This is a genomic window from Variovorax sp. V35, from assembly GCF_041154465.1.
Taxonomy (GTDB): Bacteria; Pseudomonadota; Gammaproteobacteria; order Burkholderiales; family Burkholderiaceae_C; genus Variovorax; species Variovorax boronicumulans.
Window position 1 is genome coordinate 3638483 of record NZ_AP028666.1, and the last position, 22144, is coordinate 3660626.

The 22144-nt window shown below is 67.4% G+C and carries 25 protein-coding genes; 7 read left to right on the forward strand and 18 right to left on the reverse strand.

What is annotated here, in order from left to right; genetic code table 11:
- Window positions 1-7 precede the first annotated feature (7 nt).
- The 3 genes from folP to ACAM42_RS16840 are packed head-to-tail and all read left to right on the forward strand — an operon-like array spanning window position 8 to window position 2645.
- A complete protein-coding gene (gene folP / locus ACAM42_RS16830) occupies window positions 8-820 on the forward strand; it encodes a dihydropteroate synthase (RefSeq protein ID WP_369632697.1) in 813 nt (270 codons plus the stop codon).
- Window positions 817-2154 (forward strand): phosphoglucosamine mutase, encoded by a 1338-nt coding sequence (gene glmM, locus ACAM42_RS16835; RefSeq protein WP_369632698.1) that lies wholly within the window; start codon window positions 817-819, stop codon window positions 2152-2154. Before folP ends, glmM begins: the two co-directional genes overlap by 4 nt.
- Entirely contained in the window at window positions 2151-2645 is a 495-nt protein-coding gene (locus ACAM42_RS16840; RefSeq protein WP_369632699.1) for a GNAT family N-acetyltransferase, read from the forward strand. Before glmM ends, ACAM42_RS16840 begins: the two co-directional genes overlap by 4 nt.
- Window positions 2646-2749: 104 nt before the next feature.
- Here the strand turns inward: ACAM42_RS16840 and ACAM42_RS16845 are convergent, their stop codons facing one another.
- From ACAM42_RS16845 to lexA, 9 genes are all read right to left on the reverse strand, one after another.
- Entirely contained in the window at window positions 2750-4027 is a 1278-nt protein-coding gene (locus tag ACAM42_RS16845; RefSeq protein WP_062471546.1) for an acyl-CoA dehydrogenase family protein, read from the reverse strand.
- 34 nt (window positions 4028-4061) lie between these two features.
- A complete protein-coding gene (locus ACAM42_RS16850; RefSeq protein WP_369632700.1) occupies window positions 4062-5168 on the reverse strand; it encodes a phosphotransferase in 1107 nt (368 codons plus the stop codon).
- A 12-nt stretch (window positions 5169-5180) separates the two neighbouring features.
- Window positions 5181-5900: a Crp/Fnr family transcriptional regulator gene (locus ACAM42_RS16855; protein WP_062471540.1), complete on the reverse strand. Its 720-nt coding sequence runs from the start codon at window positions 5898-5900 to the stop codon at window positions 5181-5183.
- Window positions 5901-5960: 60 nt separating this feature from the next.
- Entirely contained in the window at window positions 5961-6740 is a 780-nt protein-coding gene (locus ACAM42_RS16860; protein WP_062471537.1) for an oxepin-CoA hydrolase, alternative type, read from the reverse strand.
- A gap of 11 nt (window positions 6741-6751) precedes the next feature.
- Window positions 6752-8272, reverse strand: coding sequence for a 3-hydroxyacyl-CoA dehydrogenase (locus ACAM42_RS16865; RefSeq protein WP_369628791.1), 1521 nt, complete (start codon window positions 8270-8272; stop codon window positions 6752-6754).
- A gap of 133 nt (window positions 8273-8405) precedes the next feature.
- On the reverse strand, window positions 8406-9566 hold the full coding sequence (locus tag ACAM42_RS16870; RefSeq protein ID WP_070060544.1) for an MFS transporter: 1161 nt from the start codon (window positions 9564-9566) through the stop codon (window positions 8406-8408).
- A gap of 4 nt (window positions 9567-9570) precedes the next feature.
- Complete coding sequence (locus tag ACAM42_RS16875) at window positions 9571-10578, reverse strand: D-2-hydroxyacid dehydrogenase family protein (protein ID WP_062471528.1); 1008 nt, start codon at window positions 10576-10578, stop codon at window positions 9571-9573.
- Window positions 10579-10745: 167 nt separating this feature from the next.
- On the reverse strand, window positions 10746-11129 hold the full coding sequence (locus ACAM42_RS16880) for a hypothetical protein (RefSeq protein WP_159271907.1): 384 nt from the start codon (window positions 11127-11129) through the stop codon (window positions 10746-10748).
- A gap of 143 nt (window positions 11130-11272) precedes the next feature.
- Window positions 11273-11956: a transcriptional repressor LexA gene (lexA, locus tag ACAM42_RS16885; RefSeq protein ID WP_062471522.1), complete on the reverse strand. Its 684-nt coding sequence runs from the start codon at window positions 11954-11956 to the stop codon at window positions 11273-11275.
- A gap of 73 nt (window positions 11957-12029) precedes the next feature.
- Between lexA and ACAM42_RS16890 the strand changes: the two genes are divergently transcribed.
- Window positions 12030-13016, forward strand: a complete 987-nt coding sequence (locus ACAM42_RS16890; RefSeq protein WP_369628792.1) for an asparaginase — start codon at window positions 12030-12032, stop codon at window positions 13014-13016.
- A gap of 34 nt (window positions 13017-13050) precedes the next feature.
- Here the strand turns inward: ACAM42_RS16890 and adk are convergent, their stop codons facing one another.
- The 6 genes from adk to ACAM42_RS16920 all read right to left on the reverse strand — a co-directional run bounded on the left by adk (window position 13051) and on the right by ACAM42_RS16920 (window position 16844).
- The gene (gene adk / locus ACAM42_RS16895; RefSeq protein WP_056581227.1) at window positions 13051-13707 is read right to left on the reverse strand and encodes an adenylate kinase; all 657 of its coding nucleotides are present in this window, start codon (window positions 13705-13707) and stop codon (window positions 13051-13053) included.
- Between the two features lie 135 nt (window positions 13708-13842).
- A complete protein-coding gene (gene kdsB / locus ACAM42_RS16900; protein ID WP_369628793.1) occupies window positions 13843-14616 on the reverse strand; it encodes a 3-deoxy-manno-octulosonate cytidylyltransferase in 774 nt (257 codons plus the stop codon).
- Complete coding sequence (locus tag ACAM42_RS16905; RefSeq protein ID WP_013541700.1) at window positions 14613-14795, reverse strand: Trm112 family protein; 183 nt, start codon at window positions 14793-14795, stop codon at window positions 14613-14615. The genes kdsB and ACAM42_RS16905 overlap by 4 nt, the downstream gene beginning before the upstream one ends.
- On the reverse strand, window positions 14776-15771 hold the full coding sequence (lpxK, locus tag ACAM42_RS16910; protein ID WP_369628794.1) for a tetraacyldisaccharide 4'-kinase: 996 nt from the start codon (window positions 15769-15771) through the stop codon (window positions 14776-14778). Before lpxK ends, ACAM42_RS16905 begins: the two co-directional genes overlap by 20 nt.
- On the reverse strand, window positions 15772-16197 hold the full coding sequence (locus ACAM42_RS16915; protein ID WP_062471507.1) for a biopolymer transporter ExbD: 426 nt from the start codon (window positions 16195-16197) through the stop codon (window positions 15772-15774).
- Window positions 16198-16211: 14 nt separating this feature from the next.
- A complete protein-coding gene (locus ACAM42_RS16920) occupies window positions 16212-16844 on the reverse strand; it encodes a MotA/TolQ/ExbB proton channel family protein (protein WP_369628795.1) in 633 nt (210 codons plus the stop codon).
- 312 nt (window positions 16845-17156) lie between these two features.
- Here ACAM42_RS16920 and xseA point away from each other — a divergent pair, with 312 nt between their 5' ends.
- Window positions 17157-18470: an exodeoxyribonuclease VII large subunit gene (gene xseA / locus ACAM42_RS16925; protein ID WP_369628796.1), complete on the forward strand. Its 1314-nt coding sequence runs from the start codon at window positions 17157-17159 to the stop codon at window positions 18468-18470.
- Between the two features lie 50 nt (window positions 18471-18520).
- A complete protein-coding gene (locus ACAM42_RS16930) occupies window positions 18521-19102 on the forward strand; it encodes a superoxide dismutase (protein WP_095745206.1) in 582 nt (193 codons plus the stop codon).
- Between the two features lie 69 nt (window positions 19103-19171).
- Here the strand turns inward: ACAM42_RS16930 and ACAM42_RS16935 are convergent, their stop codons facing one another.
- From ACAM42_RS16935 to ACAM42_RS16945, 3 genes are all read right to left on the reverse strand, one after another.
- On the reverse strand, window positions 19172-19642 hold the full coding sequence (locus ACAM42_RS16935) for a DUF192 domain-containing protein (RefSeq protein WP_082548869.1): 471 nt from the start codon (window positions 19640-19642) through the stop codon (window positions 19172-19174).
- Window positions 19643-19733: 91 nt separating this feature from the next.
- Window positions 19734-19922 (reverse strand): hypothetical protein, encoded by a 189-nt coding sequence (locus ACAM42_RS16940; protein ID WP_099797527.1) that lies wholly within the window; start codon window positions 19920-19922, stop codon window positions 19734-19736.
- A 152-nt stretch (window positions 19923-20074) separates the two neighbouring features.
- Entirely contained in the window at window positions 20075-20413 is a 339-nt protein-coding gene (locus tag ACAM42_RS16945; RefSeq protein ID WP_062471494.1) for a hypothetical protein, read from the reverse strand.
- Between the two features lie 219 nt (window positions 20414-20632).
- On the opposite strand from ACAM42_RS16945, the gene icd reads away from it, so the two are divergent.
- Complete coding sequence (icd, locus tag ACAM42_RS16950) at window positions 20633-21892, forward strand: NADP-dependent isocitrate dehydrogenase (protein WP_062471491.1); 1260 nt, start codon at window positions 20633-20635, stop codon at window positions 21890-21892.
- Window positions 21893-22144: the final 252 nt, after the last annotated feature.

A 22144-nucleotide genomic window follows, 5' to 3' on the forward strand; every position in this document is an offset into this window, starting at 1 on the left:
GCGCGTGATGGGCATCGTCAACGTCACGCCCGATTCCTTCTCCGACGGCGGCGCGCACGCGTCGACCGAGACGGCGCTGAAGCACTGCGAGCAGTTGCTGAAGGAGGGCGCCGACATCCTCGACATCGGCGGCGAATCGACCCGCCCCGGCAGCCCCGCCGTGCCGCTTGATGCCGAGCTGGCGCGCGTGCTGCCCGTGGTGCGCGAGGCCGTGAAGCTGAACGTGCCGCTGTCGATCGACACCTACAAGCCCGAGGTGATGCGCGCCGTGCTCGACCTGGGCGCGGACATCGTCAACGACATCTGGGCGCTGCGCCAACCCGGCGCGCGCGAGGCCGTGGCGGCGCACCCGACCTGCGGCATCTGCCTGATGCACATGCACCGCGACCCGCAGACCATGCAGGCGCTGCCGATGCAGGGCGACGTGATTCCCGAGGTGCTGGCTTTCTGGGACGCGCAACTGGCGCCCCTGACGGCGCTGGGCATCGACCCTGCGCGCATCACACTCGATCCGGGCGTCGGTTTCGGCAAGAGCGTGGCGCAGAACTTCGCGCTCCTCGGTCGACAGCGGGAATTGTTGGCAACCGGTTACCCCTTGTTGCTAGGTTGGTCCCGCAAGTCCTCCATCGGGGCCGTCACCGGCATCGAGAATGCATCCGGGCGTACCGTGCCCAGCGTGGCAGCCGCCGTGCTGGCCGTGGACCGGGGTGCGGCGGTCGTGCGGGTGCACGACGTGCGCGACACCGTCGCCGCCCTCGCCGTATGGCGTGCCATGCGCGCGGAAGCACCGCAAGAACACCTTCAAAGAGCAACAACATGACCCGTAAGTATTTCGGCACCGACGGCATCCGCGGCACGGTCGGCCAATCGCCCATCACCCCCGATTTCGTGCTGCGCCTCGCGCACGCCGTCGGCCGCGTGCTCAAGAAAACCCAGGCCCGTCCCACCGTGCTGATCGGCAAGGACACCCGCATCTCGGGCTACATGCTCGAGTCGGCGCTCGAGTCGGGCTTCAACTCCGCCGGCGTCGATGTGGTGCTGCTCGGCCCGCTGCCCACGCCGGGTGTGGCCTACCTCACGCGCGCCCAGCGCGCCAGCTTGGGCGTGGTGATCAGCGCCAGCCACAACGCCTTTCCCGACAACGGCATCAAGTTCTTCAGCGCGCAGGGCACCAAGCTCGACGACGCCTGGGAGCTGGCCGTCGAGGCCGCGCTCGAAGAAGAACCCGTCTGGGTGGATTCGGCCAACCTGGGCAAGGCCCGCCGCCTCAACGACGCGGACGGCCGCTACATCGAGTTCTGCAAAAGCACCTTCGCCAACGACCTGTCGCTGCGCGGCATGAAGCTGGTGGTCGATGCCGCCCACGGCGCGGCCTACCAGGTGGCGCCGAACGTGTTCCACGAACTGGGCGCGGACGTCACCAGCATCGGCTGCGCGCCCGACGGGCTCAACATCAACAAGGGTTTCGGCGCCACGCATCCCGAGGCGCTGGTCGCCACCGTGACGGCGCAGAAGGCCGACTACGGCATCGCGCTGGACGGCGACGCCGACCGGCTGCAGCTGGTCGACGCCAGCGGCCGCCTGTTCAACGGCGACGAGCTGCTGTACCTGATGGTGGCCGAGCGCATCGCGCGCGGCGAGAAGCCGGCGGGCGTGGTCGGCACGCTGATGACCAACAAGGCCGTCGAGATGGCCCTGCGCGCGCAGGACATCGAGTTCGTGCGCGCCAAGGTCGGCGACCGCTACGTGCTCGAAGAGCTCGACAAGCGCGGCTGGCTGCTCGGCGGCGAGGGCTCCGGCCACCTGCTGGCGCTCGACCGCCACACCACGGGCGACGGCATCGTCAGCGCGCTGCAGGTGCTGCAGGCCTGCGTGCGCAGCGGCAAGACGGTGGCGCAGCTGCTCGAAGGCGTCACGCTGTTCCCGCAGACGCTGATCAACGTGCGCCTCGCGCCCGACCAGGACTGGAAGAGCAACCAGGCGCTCGCCAGCGAAACGAAGCGCATCGAAGCCGAGCTGGGCGATGCGGGCCGCGTGCTGATCCGTGCGAGTGGCACCGAGCCGCTGGTGCGCGTGATGGTCGAGGCGCGCGATCCGAAGCAATCGCAGTCCTGCGCCGAGCACCTCGCGGCCACGCTCAAGCCCGCCGCATGACGACGACGGGCCGCATCGAAACCCGCCTGGCCGACTACCGCGATCCGCTGCAGGCGGCGGCGGTGGTCGAGCTGCTCGACAGCTACGCGCGCGACCCGGCCGGCGGTGGCACGCCGCTGCCCGCGTCGGTGCGCGAAGGCCTGCCCGCCGCGCTGGCGGCACGTCTGCAGGCGTTCAGCGTGCTGGCTTTCGACGGCGACACGCCCGTGGGCCTCATCAACTGCATCGAAGGTTTTTCGACCTTCGCCTGCCAGCCGCTGGTCAACGTGCACGACGTGGTCGTGCGCGCCAGCCACCGTGGCCAGCGCGTGGCGCAGCAGATGTTCGCGCAGGTTGAGCAGGAAGCCCGCCGGCGCGGCGCCTGCAAGCTCACGCTCGAGGTGCTGTCGGGCAATGCGCCCGCGCTGCGCAGCTACGAGCGCGAAGGCTTCGTCAGCTACCAGCTCGACCCAGAATTCGGCCATGCCGTCTTCCTGCAGAAGAAGCTCTGACCGAATCAGGCCAATGAAAATGCCGCCGACGCGCAAGGCGTGGGCGGCATGGTCGAAGCAGACAAGAGAAGGGCGCGGCGATCGCGCCCTTTCTTTTTTCCGGATCAGAAGCGCGTGACAGGCGCGTCGGCGGTGGCACCCGACTTGTCGGCGGCGTACTTGCCCAGCTCCCACTTGGCGATCGCGTTGCGGTGCACTTCGTCCGGACCGTCGGCAAAGCGCAGCGTGCGCGCCTGCGCATAAGCCGAGGCCAGCGGGAAGTCGTCGCACATGCCGCCGCCGCCGTGGACCTGCATGGCCCAGTCGATAACCTGGCAGGCCATGGTGGGCGCCACCACCTTGATCATGGCGATCTCGGTGCGCGCGACCTTGTTGCCGGCCACGTCCATCAGCCAGGCGGCTTTCAGCGTGAGCAGGCGGGCCATGTCGATCTTGCAGCGTGCTTCGGCGATGCGTTCCTGCGTGACGGTCTGCGAGGCGACGGTCTTGCCGAAGGCCACGCGCGACGAAGCGCGCTTGCACATCAGCTCGAGCGCACGCTCGGCCAGGCCGATCAGGCGCATGCAGTGGTGGATGCGTCCGGGGCCAAGGCGGCCCTGGGCGATCTCGAAGCCGCGGCCTTCGCCCAGCAGGATGTTGCCGACGGGCACGCGCACGTTCTCGAAGTACATCTCGACGTGGCCGTGCGGCGCGTCGTCGTAGCCCATCACGTTCAGCGGGCGCACGATGCGGATGCCCTTGGCATCGGCCGGCACGATGACCATGCTCTGCTGCGAGTGCTTGGGCGCTTCGGGGTCGGTCTTGCCCATGGTGACGAACACGGCGCAGCGCGGGTCGGCGGCGCCGGAGATCCACCACTTGTGGCCGTTGATGACGTACTCGTCGCCCTGGCGCTCGATGCGGGTGGCGATGTTGGTGGCATCGCTGGAGGCGACGTCGGGTTCGGTCATCGCGAAGGCCGAGCGGATCTGGCCTTCGAGCAGCGGCTTGAGCCAGCGCGCCTTGATCTCTTCCGAGCCGTAGCGGGCGATGGTTTCCATGTTGCCGGTGTCGGGCGCCGAGCAGTTGAAGGCTTCCGATGCCCATGGCACCCGGCCCATGATCTCGGCCAGCGGGGCGTATTCCTGATTGGTCAGGCCCGCACCCTCATAGCCCGAGGCCGAGGCGCTGTCGACTGGCAAGAACAGGTTCCACAGGCCTTGTGCCTTGGCTTTGGCCTTGAGCTTCTCGACGGTCTGCAGGGCGCTCCAGCGCTTGCCGGCGACCGTGTTGGCGGCCAGTTCGGCGCTGTACTCGGCTTCGGCCGGGTAGATGTGGTCTTCCATGAAGGCGAGAACGCGCTTCTGAAGCTCCTTGGTTTTGGCCGAATATTCGAAATCCATGCTGTCTCCTGGTGGGGTTAAGGGGGAGGGCTGGCTATGCCTTTTGGGCAAATTGCCAGGCCATCTCGGCCATCGGCCGTGCGCCACGGGCGGACGCCACGGCTTGCTCGCTCGATGCAGTACCGGCTTCGACGCGTTTCGCAATGCCCTGCAGGATGGCGGCCATGCGAAACAGGTTGTAGGCCTGGTAGAAATTCCAGTCGGGCGCCAGCGCCTCAGGCGTGCTGATGCGCGTGCGCTCGCAATAGCGGGCGATGTATTGGCTCTCGGTGGGAATGCCCAGCGCCGCCACGTCCACGCCGCCGATGCCGCGGCCGGTGGTGGGGGGCATGTGCCACGACATGCAGTGGTAGCTGAAGTCGGCCAGCGGGTGGCCCAGCGTGGAGAGCTCCCAGTCGAGCACCGCGATGATGCGCGGCTCGGTGGCATGGAACATCACGTTGTCCAGGCGGTAGTCGCCATGCACGATCGAGACCTTGGTCTCGTCGCGTGCGCTCGCCGGCATGTGGGCGGGCAGCCAGTCGATCAGGCGCTCCATGGCCTCGATGGGCTGCGACAGTTCGCCGGCGCCGTCGGCCGAGGCCTTGTACTGCTTGCTCCAGCGGCCGATCTGGCGCTCGAAGTAGTTGCCGGGCTTGCCGTAGTCGCCCAGGCCGCGGGCGGCGAAGTCGACCGTGTGCAGCGCCGCGATGACGCGGTTCATCTCGTCGTAGTAGGCCGCGCGTTCGGCGTTGCTGAAGCCGGGCAGCGACTGGTCCCACAGCACGCGGCCCTGCATGAACTCCATGATGTAGAAGGCGCGGCCGATGATGGACTCGTCTTCGCACAGGCAGTACATGCGCGGCACGGGCACGTCGGTACCTTGCAGCCCGCGCATCACCTTGTATTCGCGCTCGACCGCATGGGCCGAGGGCAGCAGCTTGGCGACCGGGCCGGGCTTGGCGCGCATCACGTAACTCTGCGTGGGCGTGACGAGCTTGTAGGTCGGGTTGGACTGACCGCCCTTGAACATCTCGACCGTCAACGGCCCCAGGAAGCCCTCGAGGTTCTTTTCGAGCCAGGCCGCAAGCGCGTCCACGTCGAAGGTGTGCTGTTGGGACACCGCGCGGGTGCCGATGAAACTGGAGAAGTCCTGGCTCATGTCGAATCTTTTTTAGTTGTCTGCTTCAGAGATGTGCATCAGCGCCGAGCGGTCCAGCACGACCAGTCCGGCCGGCTCGATCCGGATGGTGCCCTCGCGCTCCATCGTCTTGAGTTCCTGGTTGACCCGCTGGCGCGAGGCGCCGAGCAGCTGCGCGAGTTCTTCCTGCGCCAGTTGCAGGCCGATGCGCGTCTGGCTGCCGTCGTCCAGGTTGGGCACGCCGTAGCTGCGCACCAGGTGAATGAGCTGCTTGGCCAGGCGTGCGCGCAAGGGCAGAGTGTTGAGGTCTTCCACCAGCCCGAACAGCGTGCGGATGCGGCGCGCCTGCAGCCGCATCAGCGCTTCGTACAGCTCGACGTGCGTGGCCAGGATCTTCTGGAAGTCGGCGCGCGCCACGCACAGCACGGTGGTGTCGCCGTGCGAGTACGTGTCGTGCGTGCGCCGCTCTCCGTCGAACATCGCCACGTCGCCGAACCAGATGCCCGGCTCGACGTAGGTCAGCGTCACCTGCTTGCCCGACACCGCGGTCGAGCTCACGCGCAACGCCCCCTTGGCACAGGCGATCCAGTGCTCGGGCGGGTCGCCGCGCGCGGCGAGCAGGTCGCCGTCCTTGTAGCGTTTGACAAAGGCGCATCGGAGGATGTCGTGCCGTAGCGATGGAGATAGGGAAGAAAACCAGCGACCACTGTTGATCGCTTCACGTTCTTCGATGGTAAGAATGGGGTCGTCCATGGTCTGTCCTCTCGGCGACTGAAAAGCTGTGGGGTGTCTCGGGAGCGACGCCGTCAGGCGTCACTCGTAGCGTGGCGGTGTCTTGTCGAGGAACGCGGCGATGCCGATGCCCGCGTTCGCGTGGTGCAGGTTGCGCACGAAATGATCGCGCTCCTGCGATAGCTGCGACGCCAGTGTGGCGCCGCGCGCGTCGCTCAGCAGCTCCTTGATGCTGGCCAGCGAGTTCGGCGCGCGCGCGTTCAGGCGGGTGGCCAGGGCCAGCGCGCCGGCCAGCGCCTGTCCGCTGTCGGTGAGCTCGTTGACGAGGCCGAAGGCATGCAGGCGCGCGGCCTCGATGCGCTCGCCGTTCATCAGCCATTCGCTCGCCAGCTGGCGCGGCAGCGCCTGCCCGAGGTGCCAGCTGAGACCGCCGTCGGGCGACAGCGCCACGTTGCTGTACGAGGCCGCGAACACGGCGTCGCGCGCGGCCACGACGAAGTCGCAGGCCAGCGCGAGCGAGAAGCCGGCGCCGGCCGCCGCGCCCTCGACGGCCGCGATCACCGGCTTGGGGAAGGTGCGGATCGAGTCGATCCAGTTGTGCAGGCCCTCGATGCTCTCGGCCTGCACCGAGCGGTCGAGCTGGCGGTTGGCCAGCAGCCGCTGCAGCGAGCCGCCGGCGCAGAACCAGGCGCCTTCGCCCACGATGACGACGCTGCGGATCTCGTCGCTGCTCTCGGCGCCGTTCAGCGCCTCGATGCCGGCGGCATAGATCTCGGGGCCCAGCGCGTTGCGCTGGGTCGGGTTGACGATGGTCAGCACCATGGTGCTGCCTTCGCTGGTGCTCTTGAGTTCGGCGGTCATGGTGTGCGTGCTTATTCTTCTTCGTGCAGCAGGCTCAGGCCCAGCGCGCCGCGGCGGCGCAACCACGGGCTCGGGCGATAGCGCGGGTCGCCATACACGGTCTGCAGGTTGAACAGCACCTCGAGCATGTTGGTCGGCCCGTACAGGTTGCCCATGGCGAGCGGGCCGCGCGGATAGCCCAGGCCCAATTGCACGGCGGTCTCGAGGTCGGCCGGCGTGCACACGCGCTGCTGGCACATGTCGGCGGCGATGTTGACGATGGCGCCGATCACGCGCTGCGTGACGAAGCCGCCGCTGTCGCGGATCACGCTCACGGCCTTGCCGTCGCGCGCGAAGAGGGCGTGCGCGGCGTCGCGCACGTCGCGGCGCGTGGCCGGGTTGGTGGCGAGCACGCGGCGCTTGGTGGCGGCGTCGTCGATCAGCATGTCGATGCCGACGGTGCGCGTGGCGTCCAGCCGCTCGACGGCCGCGACCGTCGTCACGTCGAAGCCCAGCGGCGCGACCAGGATGATCGACTGCGGTGCGGGAGCGCTGCCGCTGTCGATCTGCGCACCCAGCGTGTTCACCAGGCGCAGCAGCTCGGCGCGGCGCGCGGCACGCGGCGACACCCAGACCGCGGGCGTGCCTTCGATCACCGGCGCGGGCGCCTCGGGCGCCTGCTGCATCACGCCGTTGTCGTAGCGGTAGAAGCCTTCGCCGGTCTTGCGGCCGAGTGCGCCAGCGGCCAGGCGCTGCGCGGTGATCACGCTCGGGCGGAAGCGCGGCTCTTCGAAGTACTGGTGGTAGATCGACTCCATCACCGGGTGCGACACGTCGAGCGCCGTGAGGTCGAGCAGCTCGAACGGGCCGAGGCGAAAGCCGGCCTGGTCCTTCAGGATGCGGTCGATGGTGGCGAAGTCGGCCACGCCTTCGCCGACGATGCGCAGCGCCTCGGTGCCGTAGCCGCGGCCCGCGTGGTTGACGATGAAGCCGGGCGTGTCCTGCGCCTGCACGGCGCTGTGGCCCATCTGCGTGGCATAGCCGGCCAGTTGCTGGCAGACCTCGGGCGAGGTCTTGAAGCCCGCCACCACCTCGACCACCTTCATGAGCGGCACGGGGTTGAAGAAGTGGAAGCCCGCGAAACGCGCGGGGTGCTGCAGGCCGGCCGCGATGGCCGTGACCGACAGCGACGAGGTGTTGGTGACCAGCGTGGCGGTGGGCGCGACCACGTCCTCGAGCTCGCGGAACAGCGTGCGCTTGACCTCGAGGTTCTCGACCACGGCTTCGACCACGAGGTCGCAGCCCGAGAGCGCCTGCATGCCGTCGACCGCCTTCACGCGGGCCACGTAGGCGTCGCGCGTGGGGGCGTCGATCTTGCCCTTCTCGTGCAGCTTGTTCCATTGGGTGGCGAGGGCTTCGCGGCCACGCTCGGCGGCGCCTGCGAAGCTGTCGAGCAGCAGCACTTCGCTGCCGGCCTGGGCGGCGATCTGCGCGATGCCGCGCCCCATGGCGCCGGCGCCGATCACGCCGATTCGGGGGTAGTTCACTGTCATGGGATCAAGGTTCTCATGGGTTGGTGGGTGTCCGGGGCGGCCGCGCCGGCGCGGGTGCGCGACGCGGACGAAAGCTCCGATTTTGCAATCTCGCGGGAGGCCCGCGCCCCGGGTGTTACGCGGGGCATCGGAATCAGGCCGGGCGGCGGCTGCGGTCGATGGCGATGCTCAGGCCCATGGCCAGCAGCATCAGTGCAAAACCGACCCGGCTCATCCACTCGGTGGCGTCGTTCGCCAGCAGCCAGCCGCCCAGCGCCGCACCCAGGGCCTGGCCGATGTAGATGCCCGAGCTGTTGAGCGCCACCGAGCCCGGCGCCAGGGCGGGCGCCAGCCCCACGAGGCGCGCCTGCTGCGAGGAGTTGGTGGCAAAGCAGCCCAGGCCCCAGGGCACGAGCACCACCGCGAGCCACGCCAGCGTGCTGGCCAGCGGCCACAGCAGCAGGCTGAGCGCGATCAGCCCGGTCGTCAACAGCACCATGCGCCCGGCGCCGACGCGGTCGATGTAGCGGCTCACCACCATGTTGCCCAGCAGGCCGAAGGCGCCGAACAGCGCCCACATCAGGCTCAGCGTGTTGGCGTCGGCGCCGAAGCCCTGCTTGAGCAGCGGGCCGAAATAGCTGAACAGCACGAACTGGCCGACGCCCTGCAGCGCCGTGACCGACACGATGCCCATCAGCACCGGGCTGCGCAGCACCCGCGACCAGGCGGCGGCCGTGAGCGCGGCGGGCCGGATGCCGCTGGGCAGCGTGAGCCAGACCGAGGCCGCGCTCACGACGCTGAGCGCCGCAATGGCCATGAAGGCCATGCGCCAGCCCAGGTGGCCGCCGATCAGCGCGCCGATCGGCAGACCCAGCACCGAGGCCACCGACCAGCCGAGAAAGACGAAGGTGACGGCGCGCCCGCGCTGCTCGGGCGGCACCAGCATGCCGGCGCAGGCCGCGGCCTGGGGCGTGAAGATGGCGGGCGCGATCACCGTCAGCATGCGCACCGGCAGCAGCGCGCCGAAGCTGGGTACGAGCGCCGCGACCACGTGCCACGCGGCGTACCAGAGCAGGGTGAGGGCCAGCAGCTTGCGGCGGTCCCAGCCGGCGACCGCGGCGGCCAGCAGCGGGGCGCCCAAGCACATCACGAAGGCGGCCGCGCTGATCAGCTGGCCCGCGGTGGCGACTTGGACCGCCAGCGAGGCGCTGATCTCATTGAGGGTGCCCGGCACGACCATCACGCCCGTGCCGATCACGAAATTGCCGGCCAGCAGCGCCCAGAGCGCGCCTCGCTGCGGCGCGGGCCGGCTCATGGGTTCACCGCCGGACCTGCAGCGCGCCGGGATTCACGATGTTCGTGGGGTTGCCCTTGATGAAGCTCACGACGTTGTCGAACGCCTGGCCGAAGTAGCTTTCGTAGCTTTCCTGTTCGACGTAGCCGATGTGCGGCGTGCAGATGCAGTTCTCGAGGCGCAGCAGCGCATGGCCCTGCAGCGGCGGTTCGCTCTCGAACACGTCGATGGCCGCCAGCCCGGGGCGGCCGCGGTTGAGCGCGGCCAGCAGGGCATCGGCTTCCACCAGCTCGGCGCGCGAAGTGTTGACGAACAGCGCCGTCGGCTTCATGCGCGAGAGGTCTTCGAGCTTGACGAGACCCTGGGTGTCCTCGTTGAGCCGCAGGTGCACCGACAGCACGTCGGCGGCGGCAAAGAATTCGTGGCGGTTCTGCGCCACCTGGAAGCCGTCGGAGCGCGCCTTGGCGCAGCTGGCCTCGCGGCCCCAGATCACCACCTGCATGCCGAAGGCCTGTCCGTAGCGCGCCACCAGCTGGCCGATGCGGCCGTAGCCCCAGATGCACAGCGTCTTGCCCTTGAGCACCGAGCCCACGCCGAAATTCGGCGGCATCGATGCCGACTTGAGGCCCGACTGCTGCCAGGCCCCGTGCTTGAGGTTGCTGATGTACTGCGGCAGGCGGCGCATGGCCGCCATGATCAGCGCCCAGGTGAGTTCGGCGGGCGCCTGCGGCGAGCCCGAGCCTTCGGCCACCGCCACACCGCGTTCGGTGCAGGCCGTGACGTCGATGTGGCCGCCGACGCGACCGGTCTGGGAAATCAGCTTGAGCTTGGGCAGCTTCTCGATCAGCTGGCGGGAGATCTGGCTGCGCTCGCGGATGAGCACGATGACGTCCGCATCCTTGAGGCGAACCGACAGCTGACCGATGCCCTTGACCGTGTTGGTGTAGACCTTGGCGGCGTAAGCGTCCAGCTTGGCAGCGCACTGCAGCTTGCGCACGGCGTCCTGGTAGTCGTCGAGGATCACAATGTTCATGGCATGCCATTGTGCCTCGCAGCATCGGCAGGTCGCACGTGTGAACGTTTGGATACCCGGTGCCGGATGGCGGCCGGAAGGCCTGTTTCAGGCCGATTCCAGTGAATCCGCCGTGCGCATGAGGGGCGCACAGAGTGCGCAGGCACGGCGGGTTCGTTGGCACTTTTTCAGTGCAGGTGGCTGGGGCGGGGCGCGCCGCTGCCGGTTTCCGCGGCTTCCAGCGCGGCGAGCCGGTCGAGTTCGGCGCACACGTCGGCCATGCGGCCGGAGATCACGACCCGGTTGGCGCAGCCGCGCTGCGTGCCTTGGCGGTCGACCACGCGGACCACGCGCAGCGGGCGGGCGGGCGCTGCGGCGGCGGATGGCGAACTGGCAGGCGTGGAGCCGCCAGCGGGGCGCGCCGTGCAGGCCGGGCGAATGGCCACGTAGCGCAGACCGGCAGCAGCGTCGCCGCTCTCACCGTGCGACGGGCGGCGGGCGGGCATCCAGCGGGTGGCCAGCGATTGCAGGGGCGACCAGAGGTCGGCGATGGCGAGGAGGGCGATTCCCATGTGAACTCCAAAAAAGTATGAGGTTGAACACAGGCAGGATTTCTTGAGTCGGCCACGACAGGGTGATGGCGACTTCGCGCCATACGCCCGCCACCTGTCGCGGCCGGATGAGATGCTGCTGCGTGTGGGCAGCAGGCCCGGGGCTACATCAGCATCGTGTTGCGGATGAGGCCGACCGCGAGGCCTTCGATTTCGAAGGGCTCGCCGGGCTGGACGATGATGGTCGGGTAGTCGGGGTTCTCGGCGTGCAGCTCGATCACCTGCTTGTTGCGCTTCAGGCGCTTCACGGTGACTTCCTCGCCCAGGCGCGCCACCACGATCTGGCCGTTGCGCGCTTCCTTCGTGGCCTGCACGGCGAGCAGGTCGCCGTCCATGATGCCGGCGTCGCGCATCGACATGCCGCGCACCTTGAGCAGGTAGTCGGGTTGGCGCTGGAAGAGCGTGTTCTCGACGTAGTAGGTCTGGTCGACGTGCTCTTGCGCAAGGATGGGCGAACCCGCCGCCACGCGGCCGATGAGCGGCAGCGCGAGCTGGGCCATGCCGGGCAGCGAGAGCGAGAACTGGTTGCCTTCGCGGTGGCGCGTTTCGTGGAGCGAGCGCAGCGCATCGCCCTTGAGGCGGATGCCGCGCGAGGTGCCGCTGACGAGTTCGATCACGCCCTTGCGGGCCAGGGCCTGCAGGTGCTCCTCGGCGGCGTTGGCCGACTTGAAGCCCAGCTCGTTGGCGATTTCGGCGCGCGTGGGCGGCGCACCGGTGCGTGCGATGGCGCCCTGGATCAGGTCCAGGATCTGCTGCTGGCGGGCGGTAAGCTTCACTGCGAACTGCATAGTGGTTTCCTTGCGGCACTGGCTAGATATCCAGTACCTGTATTTTTAACCAGTTTTCAAAAGTTGACAAGCCATGACTCATTCCTCTTCGTCCGAGACGCGCCGCGTGGTCGTGCTGGGCACCGGCGGCACCATTGCCGGCAAGGCTGCCAGCAGCGGCGACAACATCGGCTACACCGCCGGGCAGGTGGGCGTGGCGGACCTGCTGGGCGGCATCGAGGCGCCGGCCGGCGTGACGCTGGTGGCGGAGCAGGTCGCGCAGCTCGACAGCAAAGACATGGACGCCGACACCTGGCGCCAGCTGGCCGCGCGCTGCGCACACTGGCTGGCGCAGCCTGATGTGGCCGGCATCGTGACCACGCACGGCACCGACACGCTAGAGGAAACCGCCTTCTTCCTGCACGCCGTGCTGGCGCCAGCCAAGCCGGTGGTGCTGACGTGTGCGATGCGTCCGGCGACGGCCCTGTCGCCCGATGGTCCGCAGAACGTGCGCGACGCGCTCGTGGTGGCTTCGACGCCTGGCGCGCGGGGCGTGACGGTGGTGTGCGCGGGCACGGTCCACAGCGGCCTCGACGTGCAGAAGGTGCACACCTACCGTCTCGATGCCTTCGCGTCAGGCGATGCGGGGCCGGTCGGCTATGTGGAAGAGGGCGAAGTGCGGCGCGTGCGTGCGTGGCCGCAGGGGGCGCCGTTCGATGCGGCGCGGCTGGAGGCCGTGTCGAAGCCGTGGCCTCGTGTCGAGATCGTCATGAGCCACGCGGGCGCGAGCGGCGCGATCGTCGAGGCGCTGCTGCTTCCATCGGCAGAGCCCTTGCGCGGACTGGTTCTGGCGACGACCGGCAACGGCACCGTGCACCACGCGCTGGAAGCCGCGACGCTGACGGCGCAGGCCGCCGGCGTGGCGGTGCTGCGCGCCACGCGCTGCACGAACGGACGCATCCTGCCGAAACCCGGGGACGGGCTGCGGGATGCGGGCGCACTCACGCCGGTGAAAGCGCGGGTCGCGTTGGTGCTGGAACTCTTGGGAGTGGCCGCCCTGCCGGAGTCGGAGGGCGGTTAGGAGAGAGGCTGACGGGGTCAGCCGCTGAATCAAATCAGCTGTTCAGTGCGGCAAGGGCGCGCTGCGTGATCTCGTCGACCGTGCCCACGCCCTGGATGGCGCGGTACTTCGGTGCGGCGGCCGGATCGGCCTTGGCCCAGGCCGAGTAGTAGTCGACCAGCGGACGGGTCTGCTGGCTGTAGACGTCGAGCCGCTTGCGCACGGTCTCTTCCTTGTCGTCTTCGCGCTGGATCAGCTCTTCACCGGTCACGTCATCCTTGCCTTCCACCTTCGGCGGATTGAATTTGACGTGGTAGGTGCGGCCCGATGCCGGGTGCGAGCGGCGGCCGCTCATGCGTTCGATGATGTCGCCGAAGGGCACGTCGATCTCGAGCACGTAGTCGAGCTTCACGCCGGCCGCCTTCATGGCGTCGGCCTGCGGAATGGTGCGCGGGAAGCCGTCGAACAGGAAACCGCCGTTGCAGTCGGGCTGCGCGATGCGTTCCTTCACGAGGTTGATGATCAGGTCGTCGCTGACCAGTGCACCCGAATCCATGATCGTCTTGGCCTGCAGCCCGAGGGGGGTGCCCGCCTTGACCGCGGCGCGCAACATGTCGCCGGTCGAGATTTGGGGGATGCCGTATTTCTGGCAGATGAAGGTCGCTTGCGTGCCTTTGCCTGCTCCGGGCGCGCCCAGCAAAATAAGTCTCATGGTGTCCTCGGAAGGTTCTTAGATTTTGTGTCGCGCCCCATGCGCACCCTCAGGCGCGCCGAGGCGGAATTGCATCGAGGATAGCATGCGTCCCCGTGACAAATTGCCGCCGTCTCCCTCGGGGCGGCCTGCAGCTCATGCAGGCGAGCCGGCCGCGAAGACGGCGCGCACGCGCGCGAGGTCTTCGGGCGTGTCGATCCCGGGGCCCGGTGCGACATCGCTCACATGCACCGCGATGCGGTGTCCGTGCCACAGCGCGCGCAACTGTTCGAGCGCCTCGGTGGCTTCGACAGGGGCGGGCGACAGCAACGGAAATTGCCGCACGAAGCCTGCGCGATAGCCGTAGATGCCGATGTGGCGCAGCGGTGCGGGGCTGGGCAGCACCGACGGCGCCGCGCCGCCCGACGAGCCGTCGCGCCACCAGGGGATCGGCGCGCGGCTGAAGTACAGCGCATGGCCTTGTGCGTCGAGCACGGCCTTCACCACGTTCGGGTTCATGAAGTCGGCCAGCGAGTCGATCGCGTGGACGGCGGTGCTCATCGCGGCCTGCGGTCGCGCGGCCAGCGTGGCGGCAACGGCGTCGATCAGCGCGGGGTCGATCAGCGGCTCGTCGCCCTGCACGTTGACGACGATCGCGTCACCGTCGAGCCCGAGCTGTTCGCAGGCTTCGGCCAGCCGGTCGGTGCCGCTGGGGTGGTCCTGGCGGGTGAGCAGGGCCTCGACGCTGTGCGCCTTGCAGGCGTCGATGATGGAAGCGTCATCGCCGGCCACCACCACGCGAAGGGCGCCGGACTGGCGGGCACGTTGCGCCACGCGCACGACCATCGGCAGGCCGGCGATATCGGCGAGCGGTTTATTGGGAAGTCGCGTCGAAGCCAGCCGGGCCGGCACCAGAACGGTGAAGCTCACAGGCCCAGCTCTTCGTCGGACAGCGTGCGGGCCTCGTTCTCGAGCAGCACCGGGATGCCGTCGCGCACCGGGTAGGCCAGACGCGCGCTGCGCGAGCAGAGCTCCTGCTTCTCGGCGTTCCAGGTCAGCGGGCCCTTGGTGACGGGGCAGACGAGCAGTTCAAGCAGCTTGGTATCCATCGAGCGATGATAGCTTTGCGTCGAGGGCGGTGAAGAACGCCGGCGAGGGTTCGAAGTGCAGCGGCACGGCGAGCGCGTCGGGTGCTAGGAGCCAGAGCTTGACGGCGTCTTTTTCCGTGCAGATTAGGGGCAGGGCGGGACCAGCTGGGCGTTGCCAGCCGCTGAAGTCGTGGTGATCGGGCAGCGCGAAGGTGTCCGCGAGCGTCAGGCCACGTGCGCGCAGCATCGTGAAGAAGGCTTGCGGCCGGGCGATGGCAGCGAGCGCGATCACGGACTGGCCGGCGAGCGTGTCGAGCGGGATGCGTCGGCCGTCCTTCGCGAGGGCGTACGGCGCCAGTTCGCGGGTGGCGGTGTAGCCATCGGCGAAGGCGGGCCGCTCGCCGCTGTGCAACAGCAGGTCGCAATGGCGCGGCCACGGCTCACGCAAGGGGCCGGCTGGTAGCAACCAGCCGTTGCCGACACCGCGGTCGTCGAACACACAGATCTCGATATCGCGGGCCAGCGCCAGATGCTGAAGTCCATCGTCGCTGACGATGACCTGGATGTCCAGATGTCGATCGAGCAGGGCGCGCGCGGCGTCAATGCGTTCCCGGGCCACGAAGACCGGCGCGCCGGTGGCATGGTGGATCAGCGCGGGTTCGTCGCCGACGTCCTGCGGATCACTGTCGGCATGGACTTCACGGCAGTCGTCGGTGCGACGGCCGTAGCCGCGCGACACCACGCCCACCCGCAGGCCACGCGCCTGAAGGTGGCGCACGACGGCCATCACGACCGGTGTCTTGCCGGCTCCACCCGCGATCACATTGCCGACCACGATCACGGGTACCGGCACGCGTCCGGTTTTCTGCCAGCCCCATCGATAGAAGGCGCGCCGCAACGCGAAGAGGGCGCCGTAGACCTGCGACAGCGGCCACAGCAGGCAGGCCAGCGCACCGCGGCGCAGCCAGGCATCCTGCAGCCGCGCGCCGGTCGACACTCAGTGACCGGCCTGGGCCGTCGACTGGGCGGCGAAGGTGATCTGCATCAGGCCGGCGCGGCGCGCGGCCTCCATCACCGTCACCACGGCCTGGTGCGGGCTGGCGGCATCGGCGCTGATGATCACGACGCTGTCCTTGCCGCCGGTGGCGGCGGCGCCGAGCGCGGCGGCCACGGTGTCGACGCTGCGGTCCGCCAGCGGCGACTTGTTGATCACGTAGCGGCCGTCAGCCGACACTGCCACGATCACCTCTTTCGGGTAGTCGCGCTGGGCGTCGACGTCCGCGGTCGGCAGCCGCAGCTGCATCTCGGTGAACTTGCTGTAGGTGGTCGACAGCATCAGGAAGATCAGCACGACCAGCAGCACGTCGATGAACGGGATCAGGTTGATCTCCGGCTCGTCGCGCGCGCCGTGGCGAAACTGCATGCGGCCGCGCGAGCTCATTTGCGCAGGGCGTTCAGGTGGCGGGCAAAGCGCTCGCCTGAGAGTTCGAGGTTCAGCAGGTACTCGTCGACGCGGCTGCGGAAATAACGCCAGAAGATCAGCGTGGGAATGGCCACGATCAGGCCGAAGGCCGTGTTGTACAGGGCGACCGAGATGCCGTGCGCCAGCTGCGCCGGGTTGCCCGAACCGACGGCACCGCTGCCGGGCGACTGCGAGCCGAAGATCTCGATCATGCCGATCACCGTGCCCAGCAGGCCGAGCAGCGGCGCCGCCGAGGCGATGGTGGCCAGCGCCGGCAGGTAACGTTCGAGCTTGTGCGCCACGGTGCGGCCCGAGGCTTCCATGGCGGCGCGCAGGTCTTCTTCGGTGCAGCGCGGGTTGGCGTTCAGCGCGCGCAGGCCGGCGGCCAGCACCTGGCCGAGCATCGAGTTGCTTTCCAGTTTGGTCACGACATCCGGGCCGGGAACCGCGCCGCGCGACACGGTGATGGTCTCGTCCAGCAGCTTCGGCGGCAGGACCTTGACGGTCTTGAGGCTGGTGAAACGTTCAATGACCAGCGCGAGTGCGATGACCGAACAGGCGAGCAATGGCCAGATTGGCCAGCCCGCGGCAACAATGATGGAAAACAAGAAAATCCTCCGGCCCGTAGACTGCAAATGCGCGGCGATTATCCACCGAGCCACCATCGGTTCACGGCTTGTTTGCGTGTCGGCAAGGACGCACAGATTCTGTGGATAACTTTGTGATTAACCCATCGCGCAATGTCTCCGAACCCGCATGGGACGGGCTTTCCGTTAGATCGATTGAATTTTGAGCAGCACTTTGTTTAATGAAATCAACAGCTTGCACGAGAACTCGTGCATCTGTTCCACCATACCCCTCCAAAGTGGGGGGCGCGACGCCCGTTGTGGAAGAGTGGCGCTCGGCGGCGGAGGGGCGCGATGAGCTTCAGGGAGCCGAATGCAGCGCCCGGGCCGCGCGTGTGGGCCGTGGGCGCGCTGTGCCGCGCAGTAGCCGATGCGCTCGATGCACGCTTCAACCCGGTCTCGGTGCGCGGGGAAATTTCGGGTTTCTCGCGCGCATCGAGCGGTCATTGTTATTTCTCGCTCAAGGACGAATCCGGCCAACTGCGCTGCGCGATGTTCCGTCGCGCGGCGGGCCTGCTCGACTTCACGCCGCGCGACGGCGACCAGGTCGAGGTGCGCGGCCGACTGGCGGTGTACGAACCGCGCGGCGACCTGCAGCTGGTGGTCGAGAGCCTGCGGCGGGCGGGGCAGGGTGCACTGTTCGAACAGTTCCTGCAGCGCAAGGCGCGCCTCGAGGCCGAGGGCCTGTTCGATCCGGCGCGCAAGCGGGCGCTGCCGTCCATGCCGCGCGCCGTGGGCGTCGTCACCTCGCTGGGCGCTGCGGCGCTGCATGACGTCGTGACCGCGCTGCGGCGGCGCGTGCCACATATTCCCGTGGTGCTGGCGCCGTCGGCGGTGCAGGGCGCCAACGCGCCGGCCGAACTGGTGCGCGCCTTGCAGTCGCTCTACACGCTGGAGCCGGTTGTCGACGTGATCCTGCTGGTGCGCGGTGGCGGCTCCATCGAGGACCTCTGGGCCTTCAACGACGAAACGCTGGCGCGCACCATCGTGCAGAGTCCTGTGCCGGTAATCAGCGGCGTGGGGCACGAAACCGATTTCACCATCGCCGACTTCTGCGCCGACCTGCGCGCACCGACGCCGACGGCCGCCGCCGAACTCGTCAGCGCGCCGCGCGACCTGTGGCTCGGCGCGCTCGACCTGCTTGACGAACGGCTCGGCGATGCGCTGGGCGGGCGGCTCGACGTGCTCGGCCAACGGCTGGACCAGGCGGCCGCGCGGCTGGGCCGCCCATCGGGCCTGGTCGCGCGCCAGCAGTTGCGGCTGGCGCACCACGCGCAGCGGTTGCATTACGCGGTGCTGTCGCGCCGGGAGCGATTGGCGCAGGTGCCGCAGGCCATTGCCACCGATTTCTCCGCGAAATTCGCGCGTTCGCTGACGCAGCGGCGCGAGCGGCTCGAGCGCGTGGCCCTGCGCCTGCGCCTGCTCGACCCGGCCCTGGTGCTGCAGCGCGGCTATGCCTTGCTGACCGACGGCGAAGGCCGCGCGGTCGTCAGCGCAGGCAGCCTGCAGGCCGGCGATGCCGTGGTCGCACGCCTTTCGGACGGCTCGGTCGACCTGACCGTGACGCCCGGCGGCGCGACGGGAACACCTCTGACGCCGCCCCCATGATTACTTCCTAGAATCCTTCATTCCCCACAACCAACCCACGAGAAAAAACCATGGAACATGTGCTCCCACCCCTGCCGTACGCCATCGACGCACTGGCCCCCGAGTATTCGAAGGAAACGCTCGAGTACCACCACGGCAAGCACCACAACGCCTACGTGGTGAACCTGAACAACCTGCAAAAGGGCACCGAATTCGAAGCGATGACGCTCGAAGAGATCGTCAAGAAGTCCAGCGGCGGCATCTACAACAACGCCGCCCAGATCTGGAACCACACCTTCTTCTGGAACTGCATGAAGCCCCAAGGCGGCGGCGCACCCACCGGCGCGCTGGCCAAGGCCATCGACGCCAAGTGGGGCAGCTACGACGCCTTCAAGGAAGCTTTCGTGAAGTCGGCCGTGGGCAACTTCGGCTCGGGCTGGACCTGGCTGGTGAAGAAGGCCGACGGTTCGGTGGACATCGTGAACACCGGTGCCGCCGGCACGCCGCTGACCACCGCCGACACCGCGCTGTTGACGGTGGACGTGTGGGAACACGCGTACTACATCGACTACCGCAACCTGCGCCCGAAGTTCGTCGAAACCTTCCTGGCCAAGCTGGCCAACTGGGATTTTGCGGCGAAGAACTTCGGCTGAAGCCGGACCTGACGCTCGCCATGAAAAAAGCCGACCTGCGGGTCGGCTTTTTTACGGGCGCTCAATTGCTCAGCGCTTGGCGGCCGAGAAGAGCTCTCCGCCGAGCTTGGCGCCCTTCTTGATGTTCTTCTTGGCGAACCAGCCCTGGTTCATCTCGAGCACGTAGCGCACCGGCTCTTCGGAGCAATGCGAGTTCTCGGTCATCGGCTGCATGTCGACCAGGTTGACGATGCGGCCGTCGTCGGCCACGAAGGCGGCGGTCAGCGGCAACAGGGTGTTGCGCATCCAGAAGCACTGCGTGGCCGGCTGCTCGAAGACGAAGATCATGCCCTCGGCCTGCGGCATCGTCTTGCGGAACATCAGGCCGATCTCGCGTTCGCGGGGCGATTGCGCCACCTGCGCATCGATCTTGTAGAGGCCGACCGACAACTGCGTGCGTGCCAGATCGGTTTGGGGTTGCGGTTGGATTTGCTGCTGCGCGTGGGCCGGCGCCAGGAAGGACGCGGACACCAGAAGCAGCGCGGCGAGACGCTGAAACATCGGATGACTCTTTCGGGGCGGCGACACACGAGGTCGGCCCGTGACCAATAAAAATGCCCGCTGAAGCGGGCATTGCCGGGAGCTTGAAAGCTTACACCTTCTTGGCGGCGGCCGCGTGGGCCTTGGAGACGTGACGCACCTTGTGCTTCTTGACCGTGTGCTTGGCCTTGGCCTTGTGGGCAGCGGGAGCGGCCGGCGCTGCGGGAGCGGGTTCGGCGGCTTGGGCGAATGCACCGGCTGCGAAGAGGCCGGCGACCAGGGCTGCGATCAGCTTGTTCATGAGAAATCCTTTGAGATTGTTGATATGGATCACCTCCCTGCGGAAGGCCTCCATTCAACGGACCTCAAGAACCCCGGTTGACAGTGGTTGAACAAAACTGCGAACGAAAAAAAGCGCTCCGGAGAGCGCTTTTCTTAGGGGGACCGACCAGCTTACTTGGCGCCGGGCATGTCAGGCGTGCCGCCTTGGGTGGCCTTGCGCTTCACGCTGCCGTCCTTGTTGCGGCGACGATCGTCGCGGGTCTTGGCGCGCTTTTCGCCAGCAACGCCAGCCTTGTCGGCACCGAAGGCGCCGCCTTCAGGCGTCTTGGCGATGTCGCCAGCAGCGGGAGCCACTTGACCAGCGGGCTTGGCTTCCTTCTTGGCTTCAGCGCGAGCTTGCGGCTTGCTGTTGGTCGCGTTGCCTTGTTCGGGCGTGGTACCGGCCGGGTTCTGGGCGTACGCGCCAGCGGCGAACAGGCCAGCGATCATGACTGCGAGAAGTTTGCTCATTGATGATTCCTCTATCGAGAATTGGTTGGAAACGCCTCCCGGCGAGCAGAAGGTCAGCCAGTAACGGGCTCTATCGCCCTACGGTTGACAATTGTCCGCTGATGGGTTGCGTCTAAAATGTACAGCGATTTGTTAGCGCGCTGTACAGCGATTCTCCCTCGCTGTCTGAATTCGCAGACAGTCGTTCGAATTACGTCACTCCCGGAGTCAAGCCCCCTCATGTCCAGCTATCAGCACATCAAAGTCCCGACCGAAGGCCAGAAGATCACGGTCAACGCTGACAATTCGCTCAATGTGCCCGATCAGCCGATCATTCCGTTCATCGAAGGCGACGGCACCGGGCTGGACATCACGCCGGTGATGCTCAAGGTGGTGGACGCCGCAGTGGCCAAGGCCTACGGCGGCAAGAAGAAGATCCACTGGATGGAGGTCTACGCCGGTGAGAAGTCGACCAAGGTCTACGGCCCCGACGTCTGGCTCCCCGAGGAAACCCTGCATGCGGTGCGCGACTACGTGGTGTCCATCAAGGGCCCGCTGACCACGCCCGTCGGCGGCGGCATCCGCTCGCTGAACGTGGCGCTGCGCCAGGAGCTCGACCTGTACGTCTGCCTGCGGCCCATCCAGTACTTCGAAGGCGTGCCCAGCCCGGTGCGCGAGCCGCACAAAACCAACATGGTCATCTTCCGCGAGAACTCGGAAGACATCTACGCCGGCATCGAGTTCGAAGCCGAAAGCGACAAGGCCAAGAAGCTCATCAAGTTCCTGCAGGACGAGATGGGCGTCAAGAAGATCCGCTTCCCCAACACCTCGGGCATCGGCGTCAAACCGGTTTCGCGCGAAGGCACCGAGCGCCTCGTGCGCAAGGCCTTCCAGTACGCCATCGACAACGACAAGCCCAGCGTGACCCTGGTCCACAAGGGCAACATCATGAAGTTCACCGAAGGTGGCTTCCGTGACTGGGGCTACAACCTGGCCGCCAAGGAATTCGGCGCCGAGCTGATCGACGGCGGCCCGTGGATGAAGTTCAAGAACCCCAAGACGGGCAAGGAAATCACCGTCAAGGACAGCATCGCCGACGCGTTCCTGCAGCAGATCCTGCTGCGTCCCGCCGAGTACAGCGTGATCGCCACGCTGAACCTCAACGGCGACTACGTGTCCGACGCACTGGCCGCACAGGTCGGCGGCATCGGCATCGCACCGGGCGCGAACCTGAGCGACACCGTCGCCATGTTCGAAGCCACCCACGGCACGGCCCCCAAGTACGCAGGCAAGGACTATGTGAACCCGGGTTCCGAAATCCTGTCCGCCGAAATGATGCTGCGCCACATGGGCTGGACCGAAGCGGCCGACCTGATCATCAGCTCGATGGAGAAGTCGATCGCCAGCAAGAAGGTCACCTACGACTTCGCGCGCCTGATGGACGGTGCGACGCAAGTGAGCTGCTCTGGCTTCGGTCAGGTCATGATCGACAACATGTAATTGCGATCGCTGACGTCGAGAGACGTCAGACCCTTATCAAGCCCTCGAGCTTCCGAAAGGAGTCGAGGGTTTTTTCTTGCCTGTCGCCCTCGCGATATCGTTAGCGAATTACCTCCTTTGTGTTCTGAACGTAAGGAGAGGCGGGCAAACATCACAGATCAATAGGCTCCGTCTTTCGTTTAACCATTGGTAGAAACTGTGCTGTGTTTGCCTCGCAGCGAGCCGCCAGAATCGCGCCCATTCCAAGAAGCA